Source organism: Bacillus sp. TH13, assembly GCF_016651175.1.
GTDB classification, from domain to species: Bacteria; Bacillota; Bacilli; order Bacillales; family Bacillaceae_G; genus Bacillus_A; species Bacillus_A thuringiensis_S.
The window spans coordinates 4324243-4351217 of record NZ_JAEKEJ010000025.1 but is presented as its reverse complement, the minus strand read 5'-3'; the positions used below and the strand labels follow the sequence as shown (position 1 = coordinate 4351217).

Sequence of the window (26975 nt, the reverse complement as noted above, 5' to 3'; positions counted from 1 at the left end):
ATCTACCTATTCTTACAACATAACGGAGGTAAAAGTATTGATTACTGAACTACACACACAACGATTATACTTAAGGCAAATGAAAGCATCTGATTCATTAAGTATGTTTAAAATATGGTCTGATCCTGATGTTACTAAATTCATGAATATAAGTAATTTCACTGATGAAAACCAAGCAAAAGATATGATTCAATTCCTTAACGAACTCGCTCAAAATAATAAAGCTATACGTTTTACTATTATTGAAAAAGAATCTAATCACATTATCGGTTCATGTGGCTATAATTCCTTAGATTTTGAAAACTCAAAGACTGAGATTGGCTATGATATTTCAAAAACATTTTGGGGTAAAGGATATGCACCTGAAGCAATATCCTCTTTATTAGATTATGCTTTTACACATCTAAAACTATATCGTGTTGAAGCAAAAGTTGAACCTGCAAATGTAAATTCCATAAAAGTATTAGAAAAATTAAACTTTACTTTTGAAGGGACTCTGAGAAAAAGCGAAAAATCAGCTGGAAAGCTTATCGATTTAAATATCTATTCGAAATTAATAAGCGATTAATTTTAGTCACTCTGCCCATACTCTATCAAAGTGTGGGCTTCTTTAGTTTCTGTATAAAATTCAAAAGTTTGACACAATCCTGGAAAAAGCTTATAAAGAAAAGTGAGGTTCCGCTATTTTCACACTTAGTAGCGTAGTCATGTTACATACAATTTAAAATATAGCTTTATGAGTGTGAACGAACTACAAAACTAAAAAACAAATAATAAGTTTGCAACCTGTTTGCAAATACGAATTTTGCATATAAATTCGTGTGATATTGAAAGGAGTTTTACTTATGAAAGAGATTAAAACAGAACAAGAATTTAAAGACATCATCGCAAGCGAGGAGCCAGTAGTTGTTAAGTTCTTTACTACATGGTGCCCGGATTGCGTACGTATGGACAACTTTATCGGAGATGTAATGGAAGAGTTCAATAAATTTGAATGGTATTCTATCAATAAAGATGAGTTTCCAAGTATCGCTGAAGAGTATCAAGTAATGGGTATTCCAAGTTTACTTGTATACCAAAATGGTGAGAAGCTAGGCCACTTACATAGTGCTAATGCAAAAACTGAAGAGCAAGTTACTGAGTTTTTAGAAGCATACTAAGATGAAAGCCCTCTGGAAAATATTTTTCAGAGGGTTTTCATCTGTTTTCACAATTATCTTTTGACGTTTTTCATCGTTTAATGAATTATACCTTGTCATTATAAGAATAATACATAGTAAGAAAAGTATTCGTTTCTTCATCCATCTATCCTCCTATCTCTTTAGTAAATAAACTCCAATTCGGTTTACCCCCTGACTTTGTACTTTTCAACATATTTTTCCTTCACGAAACTTTGTTATCCCCTTCTTAAAAAGCTATAAAACGTCAACAATGTTTGTATAGACCCACACGACTTTCATTTGATACTCTATTTATAGAAAGAAATTCCTTTAAAGAAAGGTGAGTGATTAAAATGGATACTCTTTCTCATAAAGAAGCTGATAAAGGTGCTATTGTCAGCATTATGGCCTACATATTTTTATCCTCTATGAAAATCATCATCAGTTATATTACCCTCTCTAGCGCATTACGTGCTGACGGTTTAAATAACTTAACGGATATCGGTGCTTCTTTAGCGATATTAATTGGTCTAAAAATATCTCGTAAACCTCGTGACCCAGATCATCCGTATGGGCATTCGCGGGCCGAACAAATCGCATCACTTGTTGCGTCCTTCATTATGGCAACAGTCGGATTAGAAGTTGTTATTAGTGCCATTCAATCTTTCTTAAATCCGAAGCAAGCAGCACCTAATGTACTCGCTGCATGGGTTGCTTTATTTTCTGCTGTCGTTATGTACTGCGTGTATTTGTATACGAAAAAAATTGCAGCACGAACAAAAAGTAAATCATTAGAAGCCGCTGCAAAGGATAATTTATCAGATGCACTCGTAAGTATTGGTACTGTAGTAGGTATTGTCGGTTCTCAGTTCCAAATGCCTATTTTAGACCCTATTGCCGCTTTAATTGTTGGTCTTATTATTTGTAAAACTGCATGGGAGATTTTCGTAGAATCTTCTCATATGCTAACAGATGGAATTGATCCTGATAAAATGGAGGAATACGCTGATGCTATTGAGCATATTGGCGGTGTGGAAAACATTGTAGATATTCGAGCACGTATGTACGGGAATCAAACGTACGTTGATATTACAATTGAAGTAGATGCTCGTATGGATGTTGGAGAAAGTCACTGTATTACTGACAATATCGAGGCTATGCTTCGCAAAAAGTTTGGAATTTACCATGCACACATTCATGTTGAGCCAATGAAAAAAGAACCTATTATGACATAGGTTCTTTTTTTATGAACGTTTTATGAAATATAACACATAAAACGAGCCAGCTACCGCCAGCTGCCCATCCTGCTAATATGTCAGATGGATAGTGCACGCCAAGATATATTCGGCTAACTGAAATAGATAATACAACAAAGCTTGCTATAAGAATAATTAATAATTTTTTATGCAACGAAATACGATCTTCAGTAATTGTGACGTATGCAATAAATCCTAAAAAAGCAGTAGCATTCATCGTATGACCGCTCGGAAAACTATATCCAGTTGCAGTAACAAGCTGCGTAACATCAGGTCTTGCTCGTTCGTACCATAGTTTAAGCAGACTGTTTAAATAACGAGATCCGTAGTAATTAATTGTTAGAAGCAATGCACTAAGCAACTTTTTTCTAACGAGAAAATACATTACAAGAATAATGAGCAATGGGAAAAATATCCTTTTAGAACCGATAAAAGACACCCAAGTAAAATAGGTCGTCAAATAATCGTTTCGAAAGCTTTGAATAAAATGTGCGACTATATTGTCAAAATTCTCAATACAAGCGGTATGATACGAAAGTGATAATACGACAAAACAAATGAGTAACGTAAAACTTAGCAAGTATAAATGTCGATATCGTTTCACATACATAACCTCACTATGCAAAAAAATGGAGCGGTTGTTTTAGTTTTCCTCTCCATTTCTTTTTTATGCATAGTTTATTAAAAAATATAATTATTAATTTTTTGCTTCATCTCAGGGATATCTTCTCTTGTTACGGTAAAACGAATCACCTTCTCATCAAGATCAAGCGCCTCAGCGAATAATCCAGCTAAGCCACGGGATTTTCTATCTACTTCCATAATAATTTCTAGTCGATCGTATGCACGTGGCAAGATTAATAATTCTAATTCATCTAATTTCCCATAATACTCTCCAGAAACTGGAATAAACTCGAATTCTTGTGCGAATGGAATTTGCTTACGTAATCGATGCGGTAATTCTTCACATTCTATATGACGTGCTTTAAACCCTAATTCATTTACACTATCTAAAACACTACTTAATAATGCATTGGGTAACACTTGAACGTAGTCGCGGTCACTTGGGTCTATACTACGTTTAATATCAAGACCTGTATGAATCCAAACCGTTTTCATACCAAGTGTAAGTGGTGCTTCAATTGGCATTGGAAAAGAAAATGGAATTTCAACTTTTTCATTCGGTTCTATAGAAAATGGTTCTGTTAAGCGTACTCGCTCTAAATCATACGTTGCTGTTACTTTTTTATCATCCACTTCTCGTACATACGACGTCGATAATGTTAAGTAAATGCTTTCAATTTGTTGGCTAACTGAACCTCCAGTTATATGAACCTTTCCAACTATTTCTTCCCCAACAATATACTCATCTTTTTCAAGAACAGTATCTACCTTTGCACTTCCAATACCAACGCTTGCTAAAAACTTTTGAAACATGGAGTCTCCATCCTTTCTAAAGCAGAAGCTACATCTTGTTTTAAATCTTGTACATTCTCATAGTACGGCGTTTTTATTTGTAACATTCGCATAAGCATTTCGCGATTATAATTTTCCAAAGTTAATTCTTCGTACCATGGTTTTTCCTGGTTTTCATTAGATTCATATCCTGCATATAATAAAAATAACGAGAAATGACCGAGTGCATAAAAGTCGCTACGAAAGTGGACTTCTCGCATCAAAGCTTGTTCACCTTCGTAAGTTGTAGCTCTCTCATCACCCTCACCTTTCCATTTAGCCAATCCAAAATCAATAATACTAATTTGATTTTCTTTCATTAATATGTTTGGAATGCGTAAATCTCGGTGAATAATGCCTTCACTATGAAACACCGATACAATTTCTAATATTTCATATAAAATCTCAAAAACTTCACGTTCTGTATATACATACCCATCTATGAAAATATAATCTTCAAAATTTTTACCAGGCATGTACTCCATCACAAAGAAGCTCTTTTTCTCCCATATGAAATGATCATACAGACTAGGAATTGCATGATGATTTAATGTTTGTAAAATCATTTTCTCTTGTTCAAATGATTTTCTACCAGACTCATACCTTTGTTTACTTTGTCTTAATTGTTTTAAGACTTTATATCTATTTATTTGTAAATCATTAACGACATATGTAACCCCATAACTGCCCATTCCAATTACTGATTCAATTTTATAACGTTCTGCAACAATTGTATTTTTTCGCAGTGGTCTATCAAATAAAGCTAGTACACGACGCCATTTCATCAGCTACTTGAAAAGAAGCTACGGCTTTTACGTTTTCTTTTATAATGTTGATGTCCATAACCAGATGAACGTCGTTTATAATCGCTACTTGAATAAGAGCGCCCTCTACGACGATAATCACTACTTGAATACGAACGATATTTTTTCTTTCCTAATAAAGAATCAATAATTTTTTTGAACATCCCTTCACCTCTTGAATAAAATTTCCTTTTAATTATACCAATAATTATTGACTATATTTGTGACAGGTTTGTAAAGAGTAAAAAACGACGAGTTATGCCCGTCGTTACTTTCATTCATCCTCTTCATCAAAAACTTCATCAATCATGCATTTCTCTAATAAATACTCAAATGTAATATCTGCGAGATCTTCAATTTCTTCTCGTTTCGGGACGTACCCTCTTTCAATTAGTTGCTCATAAAAAAACTCCGCAATCTCTTCCGTATCAATCACGACTTCAATTTCCTTCATGAGCATCACTCCTTTATTTCTGTTTTATGAAAAAATCTCAAAATTATGTATATGAGATTAGAAAAATAGATTTTATTTTTTTATAGGTCATAAGCTTTGGACGAGATGCATACGATTGTAGTACAAGCTATTCAAAGGGGGAAATAATAATGGAAAATCAATATGAAGTAGGACAAACAAAAGAAGAGTTCATGCATGAAGATCAATGGGCAGACTCTCTTATAAAGTGGCTTTTTATTTTTTTAATAATTGTAGGCATACCTTATACTGCATATGTTGTTGTTCAATTTATTCTCTCTTTCTAGTTAACTATTTTTTCTCTGTCAATTTAACTAAATAATTATGAACAACATCCATTACAATTTTATATTCTTCATCTTTAAATGTATCGAACAATAATTGATAATCGTTATAAATATCAAGTAATCCATCAATGATTTCTTGACGATTCGTCTTAACACTCACTTTTTTCGAGTTGTTAATTGACTTTAACTTTCCTAAATCTAATTTATTCATACCTGCTTTATCTTGTTTCATTTTCTTCAAAATTGCATTTGCCGTTTGAGCATTGGCAAGTAACGTTAAATCTGACTCATCCGCTTCTAACCATTCACCATCCGTAATCCGTGACAATTCATAAATTGTATCTTCCCATGCGTCATTCTTATATCTCCATACTTCTGTACGAAAACCAACAATACGGAAAACATCTTTATCATATCCAGTTACTTGCACAAGATCACCAAACGTGAAATTATAATTTAATTCAATCCACTCCGTATCGCCCTTTTTCATATCTTGCTCTGTAACGTGCTGCAATGTTTGCTCTACGTAAAACCCATCGTGATTATTGACTTCGTATACATAAACTCCATCTAAAACCTTCATATTTGTGATTTTCCCAACGGTTCCATATAGCGTAATCACGACTATGTCCCCTACGTTGTATTTAGGTTGTTTTTTTCTTGCCATCTCTATCTCTCCTTTTTTTGACGTCGTGATTTTGATATCAGTATATGCAACCTACATAAAAACGCTTATCACAGAAGCTTATATTCATAAATTTTTTCAATAAAAAATATAATCTTATAAAATTTACGTTACACTCAAAAAAACTAGTAACTAGACTAGCTTCAATTCAACAAATTTCGTATAAAAAACATACAGAATACTTCACTTTAAAAAAGTAACGTATTCTGTATGTTTTCAAATAGTTTTTATCTATCTTGTATGTATAAATCCCAGGCTTCATCAAATATAGACATACTTTCTAGCATTCCGCTCAACTCTAGGTATGAACTAATTTCATCATAGTCTTCAGATTGCTTTGGAAAACTTAAGTCATCATACATCGCCTCTGCTAAATCTGAAATTTCATTTCTAAATAAAGCTGCACGATGCTTCATCATATAATGGTAAAATGTCTTTTTCAAAAATATTCCCTACCTTTCTAACTTGGGTACATTATACAAGGCAAAAAAGAAAAAAACCAGCATAAAAGCTGGTTAAAAGTCGAAATAATTTCTTTTTAATAGACGCGGTCTTCCCATTAATTCTTCATATGTTAGTTGTTTTGGTAAATCTTTCGTATAAATTAAAAATAACTGATCTTCAATTTCTTTTACTGTATGGTCTGATTGATAGTCCATCCCGCACGAGGAACAAGAAATACATGGTGTCTTTTGGATTTCAATGGCTTTCGTACCATCTGGTAATTCCCAATATACAGTATTCAAGCTTTCTTTCGCTTCTGTACTGTCACACCACATACAATTCATACTGCATCACCCTCAGTTTTTTTGTCGTTTTCTTCTAATTTAGCCATTTGCGCTTGATATTTTTTATCTTTTAATTGATCGCGCTTATCACGTTTATCTTTTAAAGATGCATGAGTATCATTATCTTCGTAGTCTTTACGACGGTTCATACGCTGTAAGTCGTCTGGAACGAGGTTAAATTTCTTATCGCTCATAAGACCTGCGATACCAACATCTGAACGTTTTTCTTCGTAGTTCGGATAAATCTCTTTAAAGTATCCTTCCGCTCTTCCTGGAATATAGCTCTCTGGCTCTGGATACGTCGTAATAACACCTTCAAAGTTACGAAGTACAACTTTATCTGCACTTTGTGAGATTAAATAGTTTGGTTGAAGTGCAATTTTACCGCCTCCACCTGGCGCATCAACAACAAATGTCGGAACAGCATAACCAGATGTGTGTCCACGTAAACCTTCAATAATTTCAAGACCTTTAGATACTGGTGCACGGAAGTGACCGATACCTTCAGATAAGTCACATTGATAAATGTAGTATGGACGTACACGGATTTTTACTAAGTCATGCATAAGTTTTTTCATAATTGGAACGCTGTCGTTAATACCAGCTAAAATTACTGCTTGGTTTCCGACTGGAACACCAGCATTCGCTAACATTTCACATGCCTTTTTCGATTCTTCAGTAATTTCAATAGATGTATTGAAATGTGTATTTAACCATACTGGATGGTATTTTTTAATAATGTTACATAAATTTTCTGTAATACGTTGCGGGAATACTACTGGTGCTCTCGTTCCGATACGAATAATCTCAACATGCGGAATCTCTCGTAAATTTTTTAATACATATTCTAAAATTTTATCGTTAATTAGAAGTCCATCACCACCGGAGATTAATACATCTCGTACTTGTGGTGTTTCACTAATATAAGCAATCGCATCATCTAATTGTTTCTTCGGTACACCCATTCCAATTTGTCCACTAAAACGACGGCGTGTACAGTAACGACAATACATAGAACATTGATTTGTTACTAAGAATAGTACACGGTCCGGATAACGATGTGTTAGCCCTGTAACTGGTGAATCTTCGTCTTCGTGAAGCGGATCTTCTAAATCATATTTTGTTTTATATAACTCTTCCGAAATCGGTACTGATTGCATCCGAATCGGACAGCGTGGATCATCAGGATTCATTAGCCAAGCATAGTACGGTGTAATGTTTAACGGGATCGTTTTCGTTGAAATTTTAACGCCCTCTTCTTCTTCAGGTGTTAAGTTAATCACTTTCCTTAAGTCATCTAACGTTTTGATCGTATTCGTTAATTGCCAAACCCAATCATTCCATTGCTCTTCAGTAACATCTTTCCATAATTCGATATCCTTCCAGTGACGATTTGGTTTGTATACATCATGTAACATTGCTATTCCCCCTTTTTATACGCTCATCCTTTATATAAGCAATAGTTATGCCAACTTTACATTGTTGATAAGTAAATGTGCGGAAAACCCTATTACATAAGCGAAAAAATTTTTTTAAGCGTTGTATGAAATCAATACTTAACATCATATTCATTACTTTTTATATATGTAAATGCTCTTTTATTCGTGCAAACACACAAAAACCGCCGATTATTCGGCGGTTTTGTCGTACTTGCTCAGTTTATATTGAAGCGTTTGACGAGGGATACCTAACATTTTTGCGGCTTGTAATATATTCCCTTCCGTTTCAATCAACGCTTGATCTATTAATTCTTTTTCTGTTTGATGAAGTGCTTCTCTAAGTGGCATTATACCTTTTTTCTTCGAAAACTTCTCTTTCCGAAATGTACGTGGTAAACAATTGGCTGTTAATGTATTCCCTTCTGCAATAATAACAGCATGCTCAATCGTATGTTTTAACTCCCGGACATTTCCAGGCCACTGATAAGCTTGCAGTCTATCTTTTGCTTCCTCATCAATTTGAAGTACACCTTTTTTATAACTTTTATTATATTCTTTCAAAAAATAAGATGCTAATAATAATACATCCTCAGTTCTTTCACGAAGCGGTGGGATATATAATGAAAATACGTTTAAGCGATAATATAAATCAGTACGAATTTTATTCTCTCGTAAACATATTTCTGGAGGCTGGTTCATTGCGGTAATAACACGAACATCTACTTTTCTCGTCTTATTATCACCAATTCTTCTAATGACTCCATCTTCTAACACTCGTAACATTTTTGCCTGCAAATCAAGAGGCATCGAATTCAGTTCATCTAAAAATAATGTACCACCATCAACAAGTTCAAATAGCCCAGCTCTTTCAATCGCTCCTGTATAGCTTCCTTTTGTCGTTCCAAACAATAAACTTTCTAATAACGATTCTGGTAAAGCTGCACAGTTTTGTGCAATAAATGGCTTGTTTTTTCTTTTAGAAGCTTCATGAATTGCTTGTACGAACAGTTCTTTTCCTGTCCCTGTTTCACCATATATTAAAACATTTGCGTCTGTTGGTGCCACTTTTTGTGCTAACTCTTTCGTCTGTTTAAACCGCGTATCATTTGTCACTATCGTCTCAAATGCAGCATGCTTTTTAATCAATTTTTTTCTAGATGACCGCTTTATTTTCGACTGTAAATCAACAATTGTGTCAGTAAGTTTTTGAATTGTAGAGTAATCCTTTGCAATTTCAACAGCTCCAGCAATATTCCCATCTATAAAAATAGGTAACGTCGTATTTACTGTACAAACATCTTCACCATTTAAATTTTGATAATGCTGTACTTGATGTACGATAGGTTTTTTTGTATCTAATACTTTCATCAATGTACTCGTTTCCCTTGATAAAGACGGGAACACTTCTAACAAATGCTTCCCTAACACTTTTTCAATCTTGGATCCATCGTGTTTTGCAGCTACAGAGTTATAAAATATTGTAATTCCATTTTCATCTACAGCGTGTATAGCCTCATCAATACTGCCCAAAATCGCTTCAATGACTTCTTGTGTCGAAACTGCTAGCAATGTCATCCCCCCTTTTGCCGAAAATTCAGCAATTACATGCCGAATTTTCGGCATACCTATGTGCGATTGTAAGCATGACGATTCCGTTCTATAATTTTGATTAATTTTATATTTTAATTAGTACGGCTTTTTCGAACACCCAGCTCCACCTAACTGTTTTGCTTTACAGCCGAATTTTGAGGCGGAAGTTTTACTGCTTTCGAATAGCTAGATAGATCTTTCACCCATATATTCATATCTTCCAACTTATCGAAAATGTAGCAATTATTCGCCAGTCTTCCTGTATACGTATAACCTAATTGATGAAAGGCAGCATTCATTCCGAAAGAAAGCGATCGAGCAATTGTATAGGAGCAGAAAATAGATCTTTCTCGAAGCTCTTCCTCTAATTTAATTAGTAAACTTTTCATAAATCCATGTTTACGATATTCAGGTAAAGTAGCACAATTCGTTAATTCTGCATTCCCTTCTTTTATATTCATTTCTGCAGATGCTGTACTAATAATTTTTCCCTCATATTCATATACGTAGTAAATTGTATCGTCTTCTTTCATCGTCTGTAATACATAACTCGCTTCATTTAAAGGTGTCGGATACACTTCAAATACTTTTCCGAATACAGTTGCTAATTCTTCTACATCTTCTTCAGTCGTTTTTCTCAGCAAAAATTTCTCTGGAACTACTTTTTCTTTTATTTCTTTTCCTTTTACACCGCTTAATATAGTATCTTCCTCAGTCCAATGCATACTATTTCGTCTTTCATCATTATTATATTTCACAAAAAAGTATGCATCGTGTCCTTGAAAATAATGAGGTATCGTTGCTTCCAACAAAAAACCGAAAGAGAGCCATGTTGAAACATGCTCTCCCTTTCCTTTAATAATACATTTAGTGAAAGAATGTTCCTCTGCTAGTTCGTCAATTGTCTGTATAATACTTTCAACATTTCCTGTATAGTGATCTACCCGAATACGCTTATTAAAATAATCTAAAACGCCTTCTACTGTATAACAATTCGTCTGTTCTCTAAAAGATTCATAGTATTTCATTTTTTCACCTCACACCAATCTAGTAATGTACATGCAATAATTTTTGCGGCAGCTATCATTTTATCAACTTCTATATATTCGTTTGGATAGTGTGCTACTTTCGTCTCTCCTGGACCAAATACTATTGTTGGTACGTTTGCAATTTGTGTAAATAAACCTCCATCAGTCCCCCACGGAGATGCTTCAATAATTGGTTCGTTCCCTTCGATTTCAACAAAGTTGTGATGAAGTGTTGTAATGAGTTCATGATTCTCTTCTAATTCACCAGGAACCCATCTCGCTCCAAACCACTCTACTTCTACTGGATTTTCAACAAACCAATTGTCCACATCATTTAATTCAACAATCCAATTCTCAAACTCTTCTTTTGCCGCCTCTATAGTCTCATTCGGCGCAACACCGCATCTTCCTTCTAAAATTAATTCATCTGGAACAGAACTTGGCCAACTCCCTCCTTCAATTTTCCCAATGTTAATTGGAATTGGAATTGGAATCCCTTTAAATAACGGATCTGTAATTCGACTATTTCTTTTCTCCTCTAGCTTTCTTACATGTTCTATAACAAACATACTTTTTTCAATTGCACTAACCCCTTCATAACGTGTTCCACCGTGTGCTGCTTTCCCTTTTACACGTAGACGAAACCACATGGAACCTTGTTGTTTCGGGAAAAACTTCATATTAGTAGGCTCTGGAATAATGACACCATCTGCCTTATATCCTCGTAATATAGTTGCTAATGTCCCTGCTCCGCCACTTTCCTCTTCTATTACACTTTGAAAATAGATGTCTCCTTTTAATTCAATGCTAGATTCAATAATCGCTTCCATCGCAAGCATGAGTGCGACATTTCCCCCTTTCATATCCGTCGTTCCACGGCCATATATACGATTTCCTATTCTCTCACCACTATAAGGATGATGTTCCCACTGATTCACATCCCCTTCTGGAACTACATCAATATGCCCATTTAATATCATAGATTTCCCGTCGCCACTTCCTTTTAAAGTTGCTACAATATTTGGGCTATCTGAAAAACTTGTACGGGGTGATACAAAATAAGGATGATCTTTCATTTTAGAAAAAGAAGGCTCCCATATATCGAGGTCTAAACCTAATTCACGTAATTTTTCAATCACAATTGCCTGCGCACCACTTTCATCACCAGATACGCTCTTTTCTTGAATTAATCGTTTTAAAAATTTCACACTTTCCTCTTCATGGCTCTCAATATAATCACAAACTTGCTTTTTTAATTGCTCCATATATTACATCTCCCTTCATTCAATTACTAGTAAGTTAGAACTAATTTGAAAATCAGCTTCTGTATGTCGTTTTACATCTTCTACTGTGTATGGGCTCATTAATTCTTGTAATATAAGTCCACTCGGAGTTACCTCCATGACCGCCATATCAGTAATAATTAAATCTACACATTTCTTTGAGGTTAATGGCAATGTACACTCTGAAACAATTTTTGCATTACCGTACTTATCAACATGATTCATCACAACAACGACCCGCTTCGCTTTTTGTGCTAAATCCATTGCTCCACCAATACCTGGAACACGTTTTCCAGGTACAATCCAGTTAGCTAAATCACCGTTTTCACTTACCTGTAATGAACCAAGAATCGTTATATCTAGCAAACCTTTCCGAATCATACCAAACGCTGTGCAGCTATCGAAATAACTCGCTCCTGTTATAAGAGAAGTTGGTAAGCCTGCTGCGTTACACAAATTTTCATCTTCATTCCCTTTACTTGGCGTTGGTCCCATGCCGACGATTCCATTTTCCGCATGAAACATAACATTTATATCGTCAGGCAAATGATTTGGTACAAGCGATGGTATGCCAATACCTAAATTTACAATCATGCCATTTTGTATTTCTTTCGCCGCTCGCCTAGCAATCTTATCCCTAACTTCTACGCCCATACCCATTTCCAGTTCACTCCTTCCGACGGTACAATATAATTTACGAAAACTCCTGGAACGACAATTTCCTCTGGATCTAAACTTCCTAGCGGGACTATTTCTTCTGCTTCTACAATTGTTATATCCCCAGCCATAGCTACGTGAGGATTCATATTTCGTGCACTTTTGTCAAAAACAAGGTTACCAAACGGATCTGCCTTTTTCGCATATACAATTGAAACTTCAGCAGTTAATGCTGTTTCAACTAAATATGTCTTACCATTCATTTCAACTGTTCGTTTTCCCTCTTCCACAATCGTATCAACACCTACATCAACTAAAACACCACCAAGACCAACGCCACCAGCACGAATGCGCTCTGCTAATGTTCCCTGCGGAGAAAACTCAATTTGTAATCTTCCCTCGTTTAGTTGCCTTCCTGCATTTGGATTGGAGCCAATGTGAGAAGTAATTAGTGATTTAACTCTTTCATTTGTAACAAGACGACCGATACCTACATCAGGAAATCCAGTGTCATTTCCAACCAAATTTAAATTTGTAACGCCTTTTTCTAAAATTGCCTGTATTAAAGATGGAGGGGATCCAATCCCTCCAAATCCCCCAAACATTAATGTCATATCATCATGGAACAAAGAAATTACTTCCTCAATTTCTTTTAATTTACCGAATGTATTTGTAATAGTTGTCATGCGATACTATGCCCTCCTTTTTGCATCATCTCTTCCACACTTTTAGAGAAAATTGAAAGTAATTCATCTAACTCGGAATATGTAGTTGTCATTGGCGGTGCTACAAGCAGTGCACTATCTTCTTTTCCTGCTTGCCCTGAAACTGCTTGGTATAAAAGCAGGCCATTTTTAGCTGCAACCGAAATAAGCTCCGACGCTTTTGTAAACGGTTGCAATTCTACTCCAATCAGCAACCCTTTTCCTCGCACATCAGCAATGATTGTCGATTGTTGTTGAACTTTCTGTAAGCCTTTTATTAAATACTCTCCCTTTTCTGCTGTTTTTTCAGGGAGATTATGTTTCTCCATATATTCAATAACAGCTAAAGCCGTTGCTGCAGACAATGGATTTGCACTTAACGTATGACCGCTCATTACTGAACGTGATCCACGTAATATTGGTTCCATAACACGATCACTTACAACTGTCGCTGCCATCGGTGTATATCCCGCTCCTAACCCTTTACCAAGTGTCATAATATCAGGTTCTACACCCCAATGCTCCATCGCAAACCATGCTCCCGTACGACCAAGCCCAGTCATTACTTCATCCGCAATAAATACAATATCGTAATGGTTGCAAATATCTTTAACGACTTTATAATAGTCTTTTGGCGGAACAACCGCGCCTCCAGCTGCTCCGATAATCGGCTCAGCAATAAAAGCAGCAATATGCTCTGCACCAATTCTTTCAATTGATCTTTCTAATTCAGTCGCACATGCCAGCTGACAAGTTGGATATACCTTTTGAACAGGACACCTGAAACAATATGGAGCTGGTATAGTTGGATAATCTTCCAAAATAGATACGAAACGTTGTCTACGTAGTGGGTGACCAGACATCGATAACGCACCCATCGTAATACCGTGATAACTCATCCATCTTGATAAAATTTTATGTTTCCCTTGAATACCTCGCTCTTGAAAATGCTGAATTGCAATTTTCATAGCTGTTTCATTTGCTTCCGTACCACTATTTACAAAGAAACTCCAGTTCAAATCTCCTACACTTAAATCACTTAACTTCTTCGCTAATTTTTCAGCTGGTTCACTCGTAAACTGTGATCTATAAACAAAAGCAATCTCCTCAGCTTGCTTTTTAATAACGTCTGCAATCTCCTTTACGCCATGCCCAATACCTGCCGTAATTGCTCCTGACGAACCATCAAAATATTTATTACCATTTTGATCATACAAATAAACACCTTTTCCATGTGAAATCATTGGATACGGCTGACCAACAAGTGGTTTAATTAAGTAATCGCGCATAGCGCTCCCCATTTCTCCAATTTGTATATATATATGAAGAAAATTGACGTTTCTTTCATAAAAAAGAATCCTCTGCAAAAGCAGTGAATTTATCAAAAAACTATTATAAAATATACAAATGAGTGCTTAAAAATACCTATAAAACAGAAAATTCAGAACTCAAAACGAAGACCAACCCTTTTCTATACGCCCAAGTAACCCTCCCTTTTATATGAAATGACTACATCACCAAATGTTTTTATAGCATAATGCCACCTGCCCTCAAATGCCGACATTCTGTACACTTCGACGGAACTCCCGTTAAACTCCTTCCTATTATCCTACTTTAAATTGCATATTTTAAAACAAATTTCGACAACGCTACACCTTTCTAATCAGTTCAGATTCATATTTAATATGTGAATTTTTCATTTTTAAACTATAAAAAAAGAACCGATTAACCACATTAATCAGTTCGTCATGACGCTCTCTTATGGGTTAATACTGTCAATTGCTAAAATAAATAGAAAAATCAAGTTTACAAATTCATCCTACAGCCTATAACACAAAACCTTTTCATAACTTCATTCACAATTACTATCAGGATATCCCTATCCCGAAGTGGCATCCCTTTCCTCAGATTCAAACTACCTTTCCTTTATAATTTATGTAGGACAATTATCACTTTGTATGTGTATTTGCCTATAATTTAAAAAAACCCTAGTTTTCTAGCGATTGCTGGACATGTATTCAATATGTTATTGAAATGCACTTTCAATTTGGCATTTATTTTACTTTCGTGCAATCATATGTACTGCTTTACTCTGCGAAATACTCGTAAGCACAAGCACCTCTTTATGACAACATATTTGTTGTAAATTTTTAATTTTCCCCTTTATAAAATCATTTTTTCGCATAACCGCTTTCTTGCTTCGCATATAATTTTAATGATGACAAAGGAGGAATGTTCATGTCTCAATCTGAAATTGAAAAATATGGACAAGAAGTTACGCAATACGAACAGCTCGCACGTTACTATCAGTTTCGTGATCCTAAAAAATATATAGAATTATATATGAAATATTGCGATGCACTTTCAAAACTTGTACAGGCGCATGAAACAAGGGATTCACAAGAAGCTACTTTACCGTCACATATAAGAATTTTTCATGCCGATCCAAATATACCGGCGGTTGACATTTTAGTAAACGGACAAAAAGTTATTAAAAATATTTCATTTAAGCAATTCAGCCCTTATTTATCATTAGTACAAGGTAAATACCGTATAGATATTGTCCCTGTCGGAAATGAAACTCCAATCTTTTCAGCATTGGTACCAATAATGGGAAATCATACTTATACTCTTGCTGCAATAAATAGTGATAATCACCTACAATTACAACCTATACTTGATAATACACATTTACCAGCTGGTCAAGCCAAAATACGCTTTGCACATTTCTCTCCAGATACCCCTGTTGTAAATATCGATTTAAAAGATGGAGATCATTTATTTGAAAATGTACTCTTTAAACAGATAACAGATTTTTTGCAAGTTAGCCCCGGTACAGCGGATATTGAAATTTCACTCGCAGATAATAAAAACGTTTTATTGACTATACCGAAATTCAATGTTGAACCAAATGTTATTTATACAATTTCAATAGTAGGTTATTCAACTAAAGATCCTAAATTAGAAGCCGTTATACTCACAAATTAAAACAGTCTACACCATTCATTTGGTGTAGACTGTTTATTTTTGAAATGCAATTTGAAATTCTGTCCAATCGTTATCTGATCGACACATAATGGACCCATTATGTTTTTCCACAATTTGTTTACATACAAATAAGCCAATACCAGTTCCTAACTTTTTAGTAGTTACAAACGGTTCAAAAATCGTTTCTACATTTTCAGTTGGAATCATTGGTCCATTATTTTTTATCACAATTCGAATAGCTTGATCTTCTTCAAATACATCAATGATAATTTTTCGTTCTTCTTTCATTGATTCAAGAGCATCAATTGAATTCATTAATATGTTTAAAAATACTTGTCTTACTTCACTTCGATAACCAACAAGCGGAATTGGATACGGTAAATTCTTTTCAATTGCAACATTCGCATTGACCAAACTCGGATATAAGAATTGTATAATGTCTTGAAACAAGTCATTAAGCCAAAACCGTTCCGATTCATTCCACATTTCTTTTTTCGATACGAGTAAAAATTGCGAAATACGAAAATTTAATTGATCTAATTCATGCGAAATAATATCTAAATACGATAAACTCGGATGATCTGCCTTTAATAGTTTGACAAATCCCATAATGGAAGTAAGCGGATTACGAAATTCATGTACAAAACTAGCTGACATTTGCCCTAAAATCGTCAGCCTTTCTTTATGTGTTTCATTAATATATTGCTGTTTTTCCTCTAAATTCTTCGATATAATTTCCGAGTATTTTAAAACAGTATAATAAATTAATTTGTCAAAACAAGTATGTATTTTTGCCATAATTGGTTTCAATTCACGAGCGCTAACATCTAATTCACACATCGCTTCGAAAAGTTCATTTCTTCCCACGTTTGCGTTATAAACAAAATCTCCAATATTCGCATCTGCTCCAGCACGTTCAATAGCAATTTTCTCGCATAACGGTTGAAGATAATTTATATCTTTATCTTCCATAGTAAGTTCGATAATCAACTCTAGTAAATCCTCTCCATTTTGAACTACTTCTAGTTTAAATGGATCTTTTTCGGAAATTATCATTTTGTTTTTCCAGTTCTCTACGAATTGGTGCCTATTGTTTTTCAAGTGTGAACAAAATATTTCTTTAATATCCTTATCGATTGGAAAAACCTCCATTCCCTCCATTTCCATACGACGAATACCCTTTATATTTTGAATATTAACACAAAAAAGATGATTCGTTAATAGATTTTTGTCACATTTTGTTAATTTCTGTTGATAAAATTATTTTTTTCTTTCTTATTTAACTAATTGTATGCAAATACCCTTTTTCCTTCACACATTTTCATTATTTCCGTAGTCAACACGACTTTTTTTGCATCATTTTTAATTCTTGCGTACAATAGAAAATGAAAGGTGTGAAAAATATGGTAAATAAAAATGTGGAAGATTATCTCCAAGAAGGCATTTACGGCCAAAAGCAAAACAAACCAGAAGAACGTAATATGTATTTAACTACATTACGTGAGCGTGTAGAAATCGCTTTAACGATCGGTCAAGTAATGCAAAGTAATGTATACTCTGAAGTGGCGGGTAGCATGCGCTCTTCTCAATCATTACAACTCCTCCTAAATGGTGGCATTGCTTACCCACATTTATCAAAATACATTAAATTAGCAAACGAAAAAATGTTCCTTTTACAATTGTTCAAAATAAAGATACAAAAACACCAATCGGTTTAGTATTAACTCATGCTACTGCTGTAGATAAAGAACAAATTTATGTAGAAGATACTATTTTCAAACAAGAAATGAAGTAAAAGTTACACTTAATTAAATAGTTACTAGAAGCGTAAAAAACGAGTATGGAATCGTAAACATTTCCTACTCGTTTTTTTAGCGCAAAGTCTAAGTTTTTCTAATTTATTTTTTAATACATACTAATTTCATTTCTGTCATTTCTTCTATTGCATATTTAATTCCTTCGCGCCCCGTGCCACTTTCTTTCACACCACCATAAGGCATATGATCTACTCTGAACGTTGGAATATCATTAATCATGACACCACCAACCTCTAACTCATCGATTGCACGCATTGCTTTAAATAAATTATTTGTAAATACTCCTGCCTGTAAGCCGTAACGCGAATTATTTACTTGCTCAATCGCTTCATCAAATTCTTTAAATGTATTTACTGTCATGAGTGGACCGAATACTTCTTGGCACTGCACAGATACATGATCTGGAACATTTGTTAATACAGTCGGTTCAAAAATTCTTGCATCCCGCTTCTTACCACCGCATAAAACAGTTGCTCCTTCCTTGATTGCTTCTTGAACCCACATATCAATTCGCTCTACATCTTTTTTTGAAATTAAAGCTGATACATCCGTTTCCTCAAGCAGTGGATCACCAACAACAACTGATTCCATCGCTTTCTTTAGCTTCGAGAGAAATTCATGCATTTTCGTTTCATGTACAAAAACACGTTGTACGGAAATACAAACTTGCCCATTATTAACAAATGCTCCCCATTTTACACGTTCAATTATTTCATCTGTTAACTCTACATCTTCATCAATAATAACAGCAGCATTTGAGCCTAGTTCTAACGTAACTCGTTTGAGCCCAGCCTTTTGTTTTATTCCGATTCCAACTTTTGGACTTCCGGTAAAAGTAATAGCAGCAACGTAATCATTTTTGACGATTGCCTCACCAACCGTAGCGCCAGGGCCAGAAATGATATTTAAAGCTCCATTTGGCAATCCTGCCTCTTCAAATAACTCAACTAATGCATAAGATGATAATGGCGTTTGATCAGCTGGCTTTAATACAACTGTATTTCCAGCAGCAATTGCTGGTCCAACTTTATGCGCTACTAAATTTAACGGGAAATTAAATGGTGTAATAGCCCCTATAACCCCAATCGGCTTTCGGATTGTATATGCAATACGCCCATCCGCACCAGGTGCGGCATCTAATGGCAATGTCTCACCATATATACGCTTCGCTTCTTCAGCTGCAAATTTGTACGTTTGAACAGTACGATCTACTTCTCCCCTTGCAGCACGTATTGGTTTTGCAGCTTCTTTTGCAATAATCTCTGCAAATTCTTCTCTTCTTTCATCCATTTTTTGTGCAACTTTCTCTAAAATAGTCGCACGATCATATGCAGATAATTTATTCATTTTTATCATTGCATTTTTTGCAGAAGTAACAGCCTCTTTTACATCTTCTTCCGTTCCTTGTGCAATTTCCGCTAATGTTTCTTCAGAATATGGTGCGTATAATGGTTTATACGTGTTTACAGATTTCCAATCTCCATTTATATATAAATGCTTTTTCATACTTCTTCTCCTTCCAAATATATGTATACAACAATACTTCACCTAGTGAAAGGTCTGACTTATGTCATTGTATCATAGCCCCTATCCCTCAAAAAACATTATGCTCAAAAAAACTCTGCTATTTAGCAGAGTTTACGAGCTAATTTGCTCTTGTAATGAAATTTGTTTTTCATCTTCTAAAATAACAATCGATTCTACTATCTTTGTAACTTCCAATCTTTTTATATAGTGTCCATCTAATTCTTTCACACAAAACTTATAATTTTCAATTTCAATGGAATCCTCTTCAGCAATCTCTATATTCTTCGTTAAAATCCAACCACCAATTGTATCAACACCATCATCATCAATCCCTAAACCAAATAACGTATTCACTTCACTAACAAGTACTTTTCCCTCTAGTATCGTCTTCGTTTCACTAACTTGTTGAATTTCTGGCTGCTCATCCGTATCAAACTCATCCTGAATATCTCCAACAATTTCTTCCAGAATATCTTCAACAGTAACAAGTCCAGATGTCCCACCATATTCATCTATCAATATAGCAATATGTGTTCTTTCTTTTTGCATTTTTAAAAACAAATTATGAATTGGGATAGAATCGATAACTAAAATAATTGGTCTCATATATTGCTCTACTGTCTTTTTATTAACAGCTTTATGTTGTACAAACTCAGTAAAAATATCTTTAAAATTCACAAAACCTATTACGTGGTCTTTATCGCCATCAACTACTGGATACCTTGTATATTTTTCACGAGACATTTTTTGCAAAGCTTCTTCAGCAGGCATTTCTTTACTTATAATATTCATTTCAGTTCGAGGTACCATTATTTCTTTTGCAATCCGATCATCAAATTCAAAAATTTTATTTACATATTTATATTCAGATTGATTAATTTCACCATTTTTATAACTCTCTGAAACTAACAACCGTAATTCTTCTTCTGAATGAACCTCATCATGCCCCTTCGGCGGTTTCAACCCTAGCAGCTTCGTAATGATTCGAGCTGAACCATTTAATATCCAAATAAATGGGAATGCAATACGATAAAAGAAAATTAACGGCTTAGAAACAAGCAAACTTACTTGTTCAGATTTTTGAATTGCAAATGTTTTTGGGGCCAATTCCCCTATTACAACATGTAAAAAAGTAATTAACAAAAATACTAAAATTACAGCAAAAATGTCTGCTAGTTGAGTAGAGATATTCCAATTTGCAAAAAGCGTATCAAACATTTGCTTTAACGCAGGTTTACCAAACCACCCAATTCCTAAAGCTGTAACAGTAATTCCTAGCTGACAAGCAGATAAATATTCGTCTAAGTTTGTAATGACTGTTTTCACCGATGTTGCACGATTATTTCCTTCTGCAATTAAATAGTCAATTCGTGAACTTCTCACTTTAACAATTGCAAATTCTGCTGCAACGAAAAATGCCGTTAAGGCAATTAAAACAATCACTATACTTATACTATATATGTCCAAATACTTTTCCTTACTTACATTGTAAGCAAGGAAGCCACCTCCTACTTAATTTTATTCAAGTGAAGTAAGCATTCTAATACTCTAACAAAATTCTACATTAGCAACCACCTTTTTATATATTATATGCATACATAAAAAAGATATTTATCATTATGATAATCTAATTCATTTACACTAGTCAAATTATTCTAAATGTTACGATAAAACATTTTTATTTAAACGAACTATTCTTCTCAACTCAATTTCGTGAAAAAACACTTTCTTTGCCGATTCCACACTTCTTTTGTCGCACTTGAAGGGAACTTACTTCATAGCTCGAAATCATTCAACAGGATATATATAGGAGGGATTATTTTGGAATATAAAACACCATTTATCGCAAAAAAATTAGGTGTTAGCCCAAAGGCTGTTGTCCGGATCGCGCAACAATTAAATCTTACGATAGAAAAAAACAAATATGGCCACTTTATTTTCACACAAGATGATGTCGATCAAATGTTAGAACACCATCTATTTCAAATAGAACAGTCTCAAAATCCTCAACCTACTCAAAAGACTTCCTCAAATGAGGTTGAAGAATTAAAAACTCAAGTCAATACAATTGTTCAAAACATATCATCGAATGATTTTGAACAATTAGCTGATCAATTAAACACTATGACGAGAAGACTCGATCGAATGGAAGAACAAATGCAAGATAAAGCAAATGATGTCGTCACGTACCAACTTTTACAACACCGTCGTGAAATGGAGGAAATGTTAGAACGAATTCAAAAATTAGAAGCTGCCCTAACGAAAGAAGAACCCATTTATATTACTCCTGATTCAAAACCAACATACGAACGAGAAAAGAAACCGAAGCGCCGCAAAATGATTTTTAGTATATTTGGATTATAATTTTTAGACCCTTATTAAAATAATAAGGGTCTTTTTTAATGAAGAGTTATATCTTATAAAAATATTATTCTCTTTATTATACATATTCACTTCGTTTTATTTCGTTAACATAATATTTTTACTGTATTCTGCAATTAATGCCTGTGCATGAGCATTCCCTTGAATCACATCACGAAATTCTTTTAAAGAATACAAATGCGTAACCCCTTTTCGAGCATGAATTCTTACTGGTACACCTTGTAAAGTATCATGAAACTGAAATGGATTATCTATCGGTTCAATTGGAAAACCGAGTGTAAGTAAATACATATACATTCTTTTTGTTACTGCTGCAATGTACCATTCAGCTTTTGTTTCTAACGCATGTATAAATAAAATAGCTGTTAGCCTTTTGAAATGTCCTCTCCCACGAGACGTTTTCGAAATACTTAACTTGCCTATTTCATACACATTCTTCAAATCTTTTACTAAATCATTTTTAGAAAACGGATAGAAAAACTCAGAATTTGATTGTTCAGGTACCGTATACTTAATACATTCTACTGTACCAATAGGATGTTCATCTTCTATTAATAAAAATCGTGATGGATTTAAATTACGTTCTACGAACATTAAGTTTCTTTCTTCACAAAAATCTCCCCATAGTTGCTCGAACCCAAAATGTTCTTCCTTTGTTTGAACACGCTGGAACATATTTAACCGCCTTTCCCATCGTCGCTCTGTTTTTGATAACGCTTTCACTATCTATCATATAAGAACAAATCTTCGTATGCAACTAAAAATATTTATTACTTATTATATTCTGCAAAATGAATTAGATTCCAATTTAATCGACTTTTATCCCGCGCTCACATTCCTTTTAATAACACATTCGTATCACTTTTCAAATCTAACTTACAATATGTTTCTTTCCATACAGCATATAATTCTTCTTAATCTAAAAAAATCCTTTATGAAAAAGGATTTCTTTTACTTCTCAATGCTTTTTAACCACTTTTCAAAAATTTGTACCATCCCATGTTTTCCAGCTAATTTCTCTTCCCCTTGTTTCGTCTTATATGGATATAACTGTAAGAAAACACCACATCCAGACTCAATTTTTTTACTATGCATATGGCTTCCTGGATATACACAAATGACTTCATAAATTGACCTTCGATAATAGACTCGCTTTCCATCCTGTTCTTCTACATACTTTATAGACCAATACTTATACATTTGCTCAGTTGCTTTCGTATTTCCGACGTGCTGAAAAATATTGTACATTGGACTATACTTCACTTCAATAATAATAGAAGATTTATATACGTATTTCCCATCTTCTTTTACATAACAGTCTAAGCGAATATCTGGCTTCTTCGTATCCTCACCATTGTAAAAATTACTCCCTTTATTTAATGCAATAAGAGGATGTGTTTCAATTAAGTCATTAAATGCGACATGCACCTTTAAATCATCTCGTTGTAAAACTACTGTCGTTCCATCTTGTAATCCATCTACATAAAAATGTTCTTGTATTTGTTCACGAATGGAATTTCTAGCCTCAAAACCAATTTGCTCTAAAATTGAAATAACGATAAAAAAAGCGTAATATTCATACACTAAAAACGTTGGCTTATAAACAAATAATAACGATGGAGATTGATCCGTATACTGCGGGAGTACTTCTAAATGATGTAGTAATTGTTGATGTGGTATCGGTAGATCATGTAAGTTCATGTTACTTGTTTCAGTAACTTCCCTCCAAAACGAGGAGTGCATTAACATTTGAAAGTATTGTACATTTTCATGAACAATGTGCGCCAATATTTTATATTCTTGTATTTTCATTGAGCTCTTTCGTAAATCGGCTTCTTTTAGTAAATGTATATTTTTATATTTTTGCTTCTCTCTATCGGTTACTGATCCATTACGCTCAATTGTTTGTATAATTGTTTTTACGGCTTGAAACTCTTCTGATTTTTTCTTTTTTTCTCTTTCTAATATTTCAATTGTTTGACGTAAAAAACTTTTAGCTTCAATTAAATAGTGATAAAATTGCATCGATTTATATTTAAGAAATGCATTTTCCTTACTATTTTTTTGTTCTATAAACTTACGATTATAATGTTTTGCATAAGGTTTTCTTTCTGCCACTATGGTTCCTTTTCTTGTTGGCTTTCTCTCTTTTCCTTCCCATTTATATACATTTATAAATTTTGAGCTTGATTCTATTTTCTTAAAGATTTGCTTTATCATCTTCATTTTTTGGGGTAACTTTCTAAGCAACACTAAATAAGAAGAATCCTCAATATCGCTAAGTGCAGAGAAAGTCTTTTTATAATAACCTCTATCCAAAATCAACTCATTTAAAATTGACTTCACATAGTCTTGAATCATTTCAAATTGATCATCAAAAAAGTTTTTCGGTACGATTTGAAAAGCACCATAATACGTTGTATCTTCTATACGAACTTCAAAATGGTATAAACCACAGCGCCATGGATAAAAGAATTCTGTTTTCCCATGTTCATATATTAATACTCTTTGTTTTTTTTCATTTATTTCATATTGAGCCTCTTTTATATTTTTCTGTCCCTCATATACTTTATTCCATATAAAAGTAATATTCATTGGGATTTCATAATTGTACTGCAATCTAATCGGTTTTAATTCTTGTACTTTATAAATGCATTGAACTAATGCTGTAGTAGATGTACAAAGACGATTTAATAAAATATAATCTCCTTTCCCCTCATTTCCAATGATTAACTTTAATACAAAAGGGAGCGTTTCATTCGTATCAACGATTTTTGTTTCGTAACGCCCTTCATTTTGCATATCCATACAGCTCCAGTTCCCTACGTTTTTCTCGTATATATGCTAAAGAGTGTTCAAATGTAGATACTCTGTTTGCAAGTGCAGATTGCAAAAGAGGTACTAAGGTCGCTCCCCTTTTTGCTTCTTCAGAAAGTAAAGAACCAACCATCATTTCGGTCCCTCTGATTTTCGTCAATACACGCTGCTTTATTTGTAAATCAAACCCTTCTTCTCTACTGATCATATAGGTATGGTTATTTTGGAACGGTATATTTTGCAAATAAGTCGCAATTGCGTTTGCACATCGGAAAGAAATTCCCTTAGACGCATCATGTGATGACAATACGACATGCAACTTATCTAATAGCTCTAATTCTTCTTCAGAAAACACTTCAATCATCGCTTTATTTCTCATCCAATTTATCCGAAATTCTCCCGCTGTTACTTTCAAAGGTGGGTGTAATACGACTTTCCCCAGTTCCATGCCCATCTCACAAAACGGAATTTTTTGTAACGTTATTAAGTTCGTTCGGTCTAATAATCGATCGGAGAGCTCTTTCGTTGTTTCATCAAAATTCACAGTACCTACAAATATAATATTTTCTCCAATTTCAATTGTTGATGGAATTGAATTCTCAATGTCCTGAACACCCTCATACAAGTTTAAAATACGATTTTTTGTTTCAAGTTGAAGAACAGATAAAAATGGAGTAAACCAATGCTCAATATGTGACATGTTCATTTCATCAAAAACGATTATATACAGTTGATTGGGATTTTCTTTCGCCTTCATTAACGTCCTAACTAACTTCGTTTCACTTTCAATAAAAGTACCATTTGGATGAAGGTAACCAAGTAAATCATGTGGTTCTTGATACGATGGTGAAATTGGAATCCAAACCAATTCTTCCCCATACTGTAATCCTAATGCTTCTGCATAAGTTTGCACAAAACGTGATTTCCCAACGCCCGGTATACCACCAAGAATCGTTAACATATTTGTTTTTACACTTATATGGAAATTATAAATATCCGTTGCATCCAAATATAGCCCTTTATTATGCACCATACTTTGTACATACTGTAAAAAGGACGATTCACGCTCATCCCATTCCCATTCATCTTTTTGCACTTTTATATCCTCTACTTCAACTAGCTTACCTTCTTCATGCATTCGTTTTTTTAATTGCTCATACACATGATCACTTACAAAATATAATTGATCTTCTACCGCTATTTCTACATACTTCGTCCAGTCACTGCAGTTTATATATTTACATTCACGTTTCTGTTCAAAATATGCGATTGAGCTAATTGATGACTTTAAGGATATGTTTCCATACAGTCTTCCATCGTGCCACAATAATTCGGGAGGCTCAAAGTCCTTCGGAAATTTAGGCATTAGGAATGATAAATAACCGTTGCTAAGTTTTCGTTCTAAAGATTCTCTTTTTTTATTATTTGTAACTTTAGGTGCCGGAATCATTTTATAGCTGCTTGCTATTTCTTTCGGTTCTTCTGTACATATTAACTCCACGTATACATTTCCTCTTTCATAATAAAGACGAAACATCACTAATTGCTTTTCTAATTTCCTCTTCTTTAATTCCAAAAAGATTTTTTCATTCTTTTTATTACTACATAATCCTTCAAATACATAGGGTTCATTTGCAAATTGTTCCTGTAAAGTGAATGGTATTGGCGATAAGCATTGTACAAAGAAATTCTCTCCACTCTTCTCTTTTTCAGCTTTTGTAAATTTCCCTAAAAATCTCATATAGTACATTCGTTTTATAAAACTTGGCTGAAGAGCTTTATGTAATTTCACCTTAGTCACCTTCTTTTTTCATACTATTCTTAGTGTATGAAAGAA

At 34.1% G+C, this 26975-nt stretch carries 27 protein-coding genes and 1 pseudogene; 7 read left to right on the top strand and 21 right to left on the bottom strand.

The features are described 5' to 3' along the window. Positions 1–37 precede the first annotated feature (37 nt). The 3 genes from JFU02_RS30830 (at position 38) to JFU02_RS30820 (ending at position 2395) form a co-directional block, all read left to right on the top strand. Complete coding sequence (locus JFU02_RS30830; RefSeq protein ID WP_000627267.1) at positions 38–568, top strand: GNAT family N-acetyltransferase; 531 nt, start codon at positions 38–40, stop codon at positions 566–568. A gap of 277 nt (positions 569–845) precedes the next feature. Then, on the top strand, positions 846–1160 hold the full coding sequence (locus JFU02_RS30825) for a thioredoxin family protein (RefSeq protein ID WP_000658787.1): 315 nt from the start codon (positions 846–848) through the stop codon (positions 1158–1160). 353 nt (positions 1161–1513) lie between these two features. Continuing rightward, entirely contained in the window at positions 1514–2395 is an 882-nt protein-coding gene (locus JFU02_RS30820) for a cation diffusion facilitator family transporter (protein WP_000380385.1), read from the top strand. Here the strand turns inward: JFU02_RS30820 and JFU02_RS30815 are convergent. From JFU02_RS30815 to JFU02_RS30795, 5 genes are all read right to left on the bottom strand, one after another. Beyond that, complete coding sequence (locus JFU02_RS30815; RefSeq protein ID WP_002082842.1) at positions 2385–3020, bottom strand: phosphatase PAP2 family protein; 636 nt, start codon at positions 3018–3020, stop codon at positions 2385–2387. The genes JFU02_RS30820 and JFU02_RS30815 overlap by 11 nt on opposite strands. 77 nt (positions 3021–3097) lie before the next feature. Continuing rightward, positions 3098–3853: a sporulation protein gene (locus JFU02_RS30810; RefSeq protein ID WP_000486616.1), complete on the bottom strand. Its 756-nt coding sequence runs from the start codon at positions 3851–3853 to the stop codon at positions 3098–3100. After that, positions 3835–4656, bottom strand: coding sequence for a serine/threonine protein kinase (locus tag JFU02_RS30805; protein WP_061665990.1), 822 nt, complete (start codon positions 4654–4656; stop codon positions 3835–3837). The genes JFU02_RS30810 and JFU02_RS30805 overlap by 19 nt, the downstream gene beginning before the upstream one ends. Further along, a complete protein-coding gene (locus JFU02_RS30800; protein WP_000473371.1) occupies positions 4656–4838 on the bottom strand; it encodes a hypothetical protein in 183 nt (60 codons plus the stop codon). The genes JFU02_RS30805 and JFU02_RS30800 overlap by 1 nt, the downstream gene beginning before the upstream one ends. A gap of 110 nt (positions 4839–4948) precedes the next feature. Further along, complete coding sequence (locus JFU02_RS30795; RefSeq protein ID WP_000658451.1) at positions 4949–5128, bottom strand: YozD family protein; 180 nt, start codon at positions 5126–5128, stop codon at positions 4949–4951. 149 nt (positions 5129–5277) lie between these two features. On the opposite strand from JFU02_RS30795, the gene JFU02_RS30790 reads away from it, so the two are divergent. Beyond that, positions 5278–5433, top strand: a complete 156-nt coding sequence (locus JFU02_RS30790; RefSeq protein ID WP_000431485.1) for a DUF3930 family protein — start codon at positions 5278–5280, stop codon at positions 5431–5433. A 4-nt stretch (positions 5434–5437) separates the two neighbouring features. Here the strand turns inward: JFU02_RS30790 and JFU02_RS30785 are convergent, their stop codons facing one another. The 10 genes from JFU02_RS30785 to JFU02_RS30740 form a co-directional block, all read right to left on the bottom strand. Beyond that, a complete protein-coding gene (locus JFU02_RS30785; protein WP_000101499.1) occupies positions 5438–6100 on the bottom strand; it encodes a hypothetical protein in 663 nt (220 codons plus the stop codon). A gap of 245 nt (positions 6101–6345) precedes the next feature. Next, positions 6346–6561: a YozE family protein gene (locus JFU02_RS30780; protein ID WP_000750717.1), complete on the bottom strand. Its 216-nt coding sequence runs from the start codon at positions 6559–6561 to the stop codon at positions 6346–6348. A gap of 72 nt (positions 6562–6633) precedes the next feature. Continuing rightward, complete coding sequence (locus JFU02_RS30775; RefSeq protein ID WP_000995766.1) at positions 6634–6906, bottom strand: YokU family protein; 273 nt, start codon at positions 6904–6906, stop codon at positions 6634–6636. After that, positions 6903–8324, bottom strand: a complete 1422-nt coding sequence (gene kamA / locus JFU02_RS30770) for a lysine 2,3-aminomutase (RefSeq protein ID WP_201072094.1) — start codon at positions 8322–8324, stop codon at positions 6903–6905. The genes JFU02_RS30775 and kamA overlap by 4 nt, the downstream gene beginning before the upstream one ends. Before the next feature lie 210 nt (positions 8325–8534). Further along, complete coding sequence (rocR, locus tag JFU02_RS30765; protein WP_086406105.1) at positions 8535–9920, bottom strand: arginine utilization transcriptional regulator RocR; 1386 nt, start codon at positions 9918–9920, stop codon at positions 8535–8537. 143 nt (positions 9921–10063) lie between these two features. Further along, a complete protein-coding gene (gene ablB, locus JFU02_RS30760) occupies positions 10064–10963 on the bottom strand; it encodes a putative beta-lysine N-acetyltransferase (RefSeq protein ID WP_000878590.1) in 900 nt (299 codons plus the stop codon). Continuing rightward, positions 10960–12228 carry a peptidase gene (locus JFU02_RS30755; protein ID WP_000436693.1) on the bottom strand — a complete coding sequence of 423 codons (1269 nt, stop codon included), beginning with the start codon at positions 12226–12228 and terminating at the stop codon, positions 10960–10962. Before JFU02_RS30755 ends, ablB begins: the two co-directional genes overlap by 4 nt. A gap of 15 nt (positions 12229–12243) precedes the next feature. After that, positions 12244–12906: a CoA transferase subunit B gene (locus JFU02_RS30750; RefSeq protein WP_000525278.1), complete on the bottom strand. Its 663-nt coding sequence runs from the start codon at positions 12904–12906 to the stop codon at positions 12244–12246. After that, positions 12891–13589, bottom strand: a complete 699-nt coding sequence (gene atoD / locus JFU02_RS30745) for an acetate CoA-transferase subunit alpha (protein WP_000208110.1) — start codon at positions 13587–13589, stop codon at positions 12891–12893. Before atoD ends, JFU02_RS30750 begins: the two co-directional genes overlap by 16 nt. Further along, complete coding sequence (locus JFU02_RS30740) at positions 13586–14896, bottom strand: aspartate aminotransferase family protein (protein ID WP_001205885.1); 1311 nt, start codon at positions 14894–14896, stop codon at positions 13586–13588. Before JFU02_RS30740 ends, atoD begins: the two co-directional genes overlap by 4 nt. A gap of 949 nt (positions 14897–15845) precedes the next feature. On the opposite strand from JFU02_RS30740, the gene JFU02_RS30735 reads away from it, so the two are divergent. Then, positions 15846–16595 (top strand): DUF4397 domain-containing protein, encoded by a 750-nt coding sequence (locus JFU02_RS30735; RefSeq protein WP_086406103.1) that lies wholly within the window; start codon positions 15846–15848, stop codon positions 16593–16595. 33 nt (positions 16596–16628) lie between these two features. Here JFU02_RS30735 and JFU02_RS30730 read toward each other — a convergent pair whose 3' ends face one another. Further along, a complete protein-coding gene (locus JFU02_RS30730) occupies positions 16629–17762 on the bottom strand; it encodes a BA2291 family sporulation histidine kinase (protein ID WP_346656162.1) in 1134 nt (377 codons plus the stop codon). Between the two features lie 236 nt (positions 17763–17998). On the opposite strand from JFU02_RS30730, the pseudogene JFU02_RS30725 reads away from it, so the two are divergent. Further along, positions 17999–18390 (top strand): annotated as a pseudogene (locus tag JFU02_RS30725) (YueI family protein). 103 nt (positions 18391–18493) lie between these two features. On the opposite strand, the gene JFU02_RS30720 reads toward JFU02_RS30725, so the two are convergent. Together JFU02_RS30720 and JFU02_RS30715 are read right to left on the bottom strand one after the other, a co-directional pair. Further along, on the bottom strand, positions 18494–19918 hold the full coding sequence (locus tag JFU02_RS30720; RefSeq protein WP_061665987.1) for an aldehyde dehydrogenase family protein: 1425 nt from the start codon (positions 19916–19918) through the stop codon (positions 18494–18496). Positions 19919–20050: 132 nt separating this feature from the next. Continuing rightward, the gene (locus tag JFU02_RS30715; RefSeq protein ID WP_000356248.1) at positions 20051–21406 is read right to left on the bottom strand and encodes a hemolysin family protein; all 1356 of its coding nucleotides are present in this window, start codon (positions 21404–21406) and stop codon (positions 20051–20053) included. A 354-nt stretch (positions 21407–21760) separates the two neighbouring features. On the opposite strand from JFU02_RS30715, the gene racA reads away from it, so the two are divergent. Continuing rightward, positions 21761–22303, top strand: a complete 543-nt coding sequence (racA, locus tag JFU02_RS30710; RefSeq protein ID WP_000456014.1) for a chromosome-anchoring protein RacA — start codon at positions 21761–21763, stop codon at positions 22301–22303. A gap of 96 nt (positions 22304–22399) precedes the next feature. Here racA and JFU02_RS30705 read toward each other — a convergent pair whose 3' ends face one another. The 3 genes from JFU02_RS30705 to JFU02_RS30695 all read right to left on the bottom strand — a co-directional run bounded on the left by JFU02_RS30705 (position 22400) and on the right by JFU02_RS30695 (position 26930). After that, positions 22400–22996, bottom strand: coding sequence for a hypothetical protein (locus tag JFU02_RS30705; protein ID WP_000487795.1), 597 nt, complete (start codon positions 22994–22996; stop codon positions 22400–22402). A gap of 276 nt (positions 22997–23272) precedes the next feature. Next, complete coding sequence (locus JFU02_RS30700; protein WP_201072187.1) at positions 23273–25123, bottom strand: hypothetical protein; 1851 nt, start codon at positions 25121–25123, stop codon at positions 23273–23275. After that, positions 25113–26930: an AAA family ATPase gene (locus JFU02_RS30695; protein ID WP_000766193.1), complete on the bottom strand. Its 1818-nt coding sequence runs from the start codon at positions 26928–26930 to the stop codon at positions 25113–25115. The genes JFU02_RS30700 and JFU02_RS30695 overlap by 11 nt, the downstream gene beginning before the upstream one ends. Between the last annotated feature and the right edge of the window lie 45 nt (positions 26931–26975).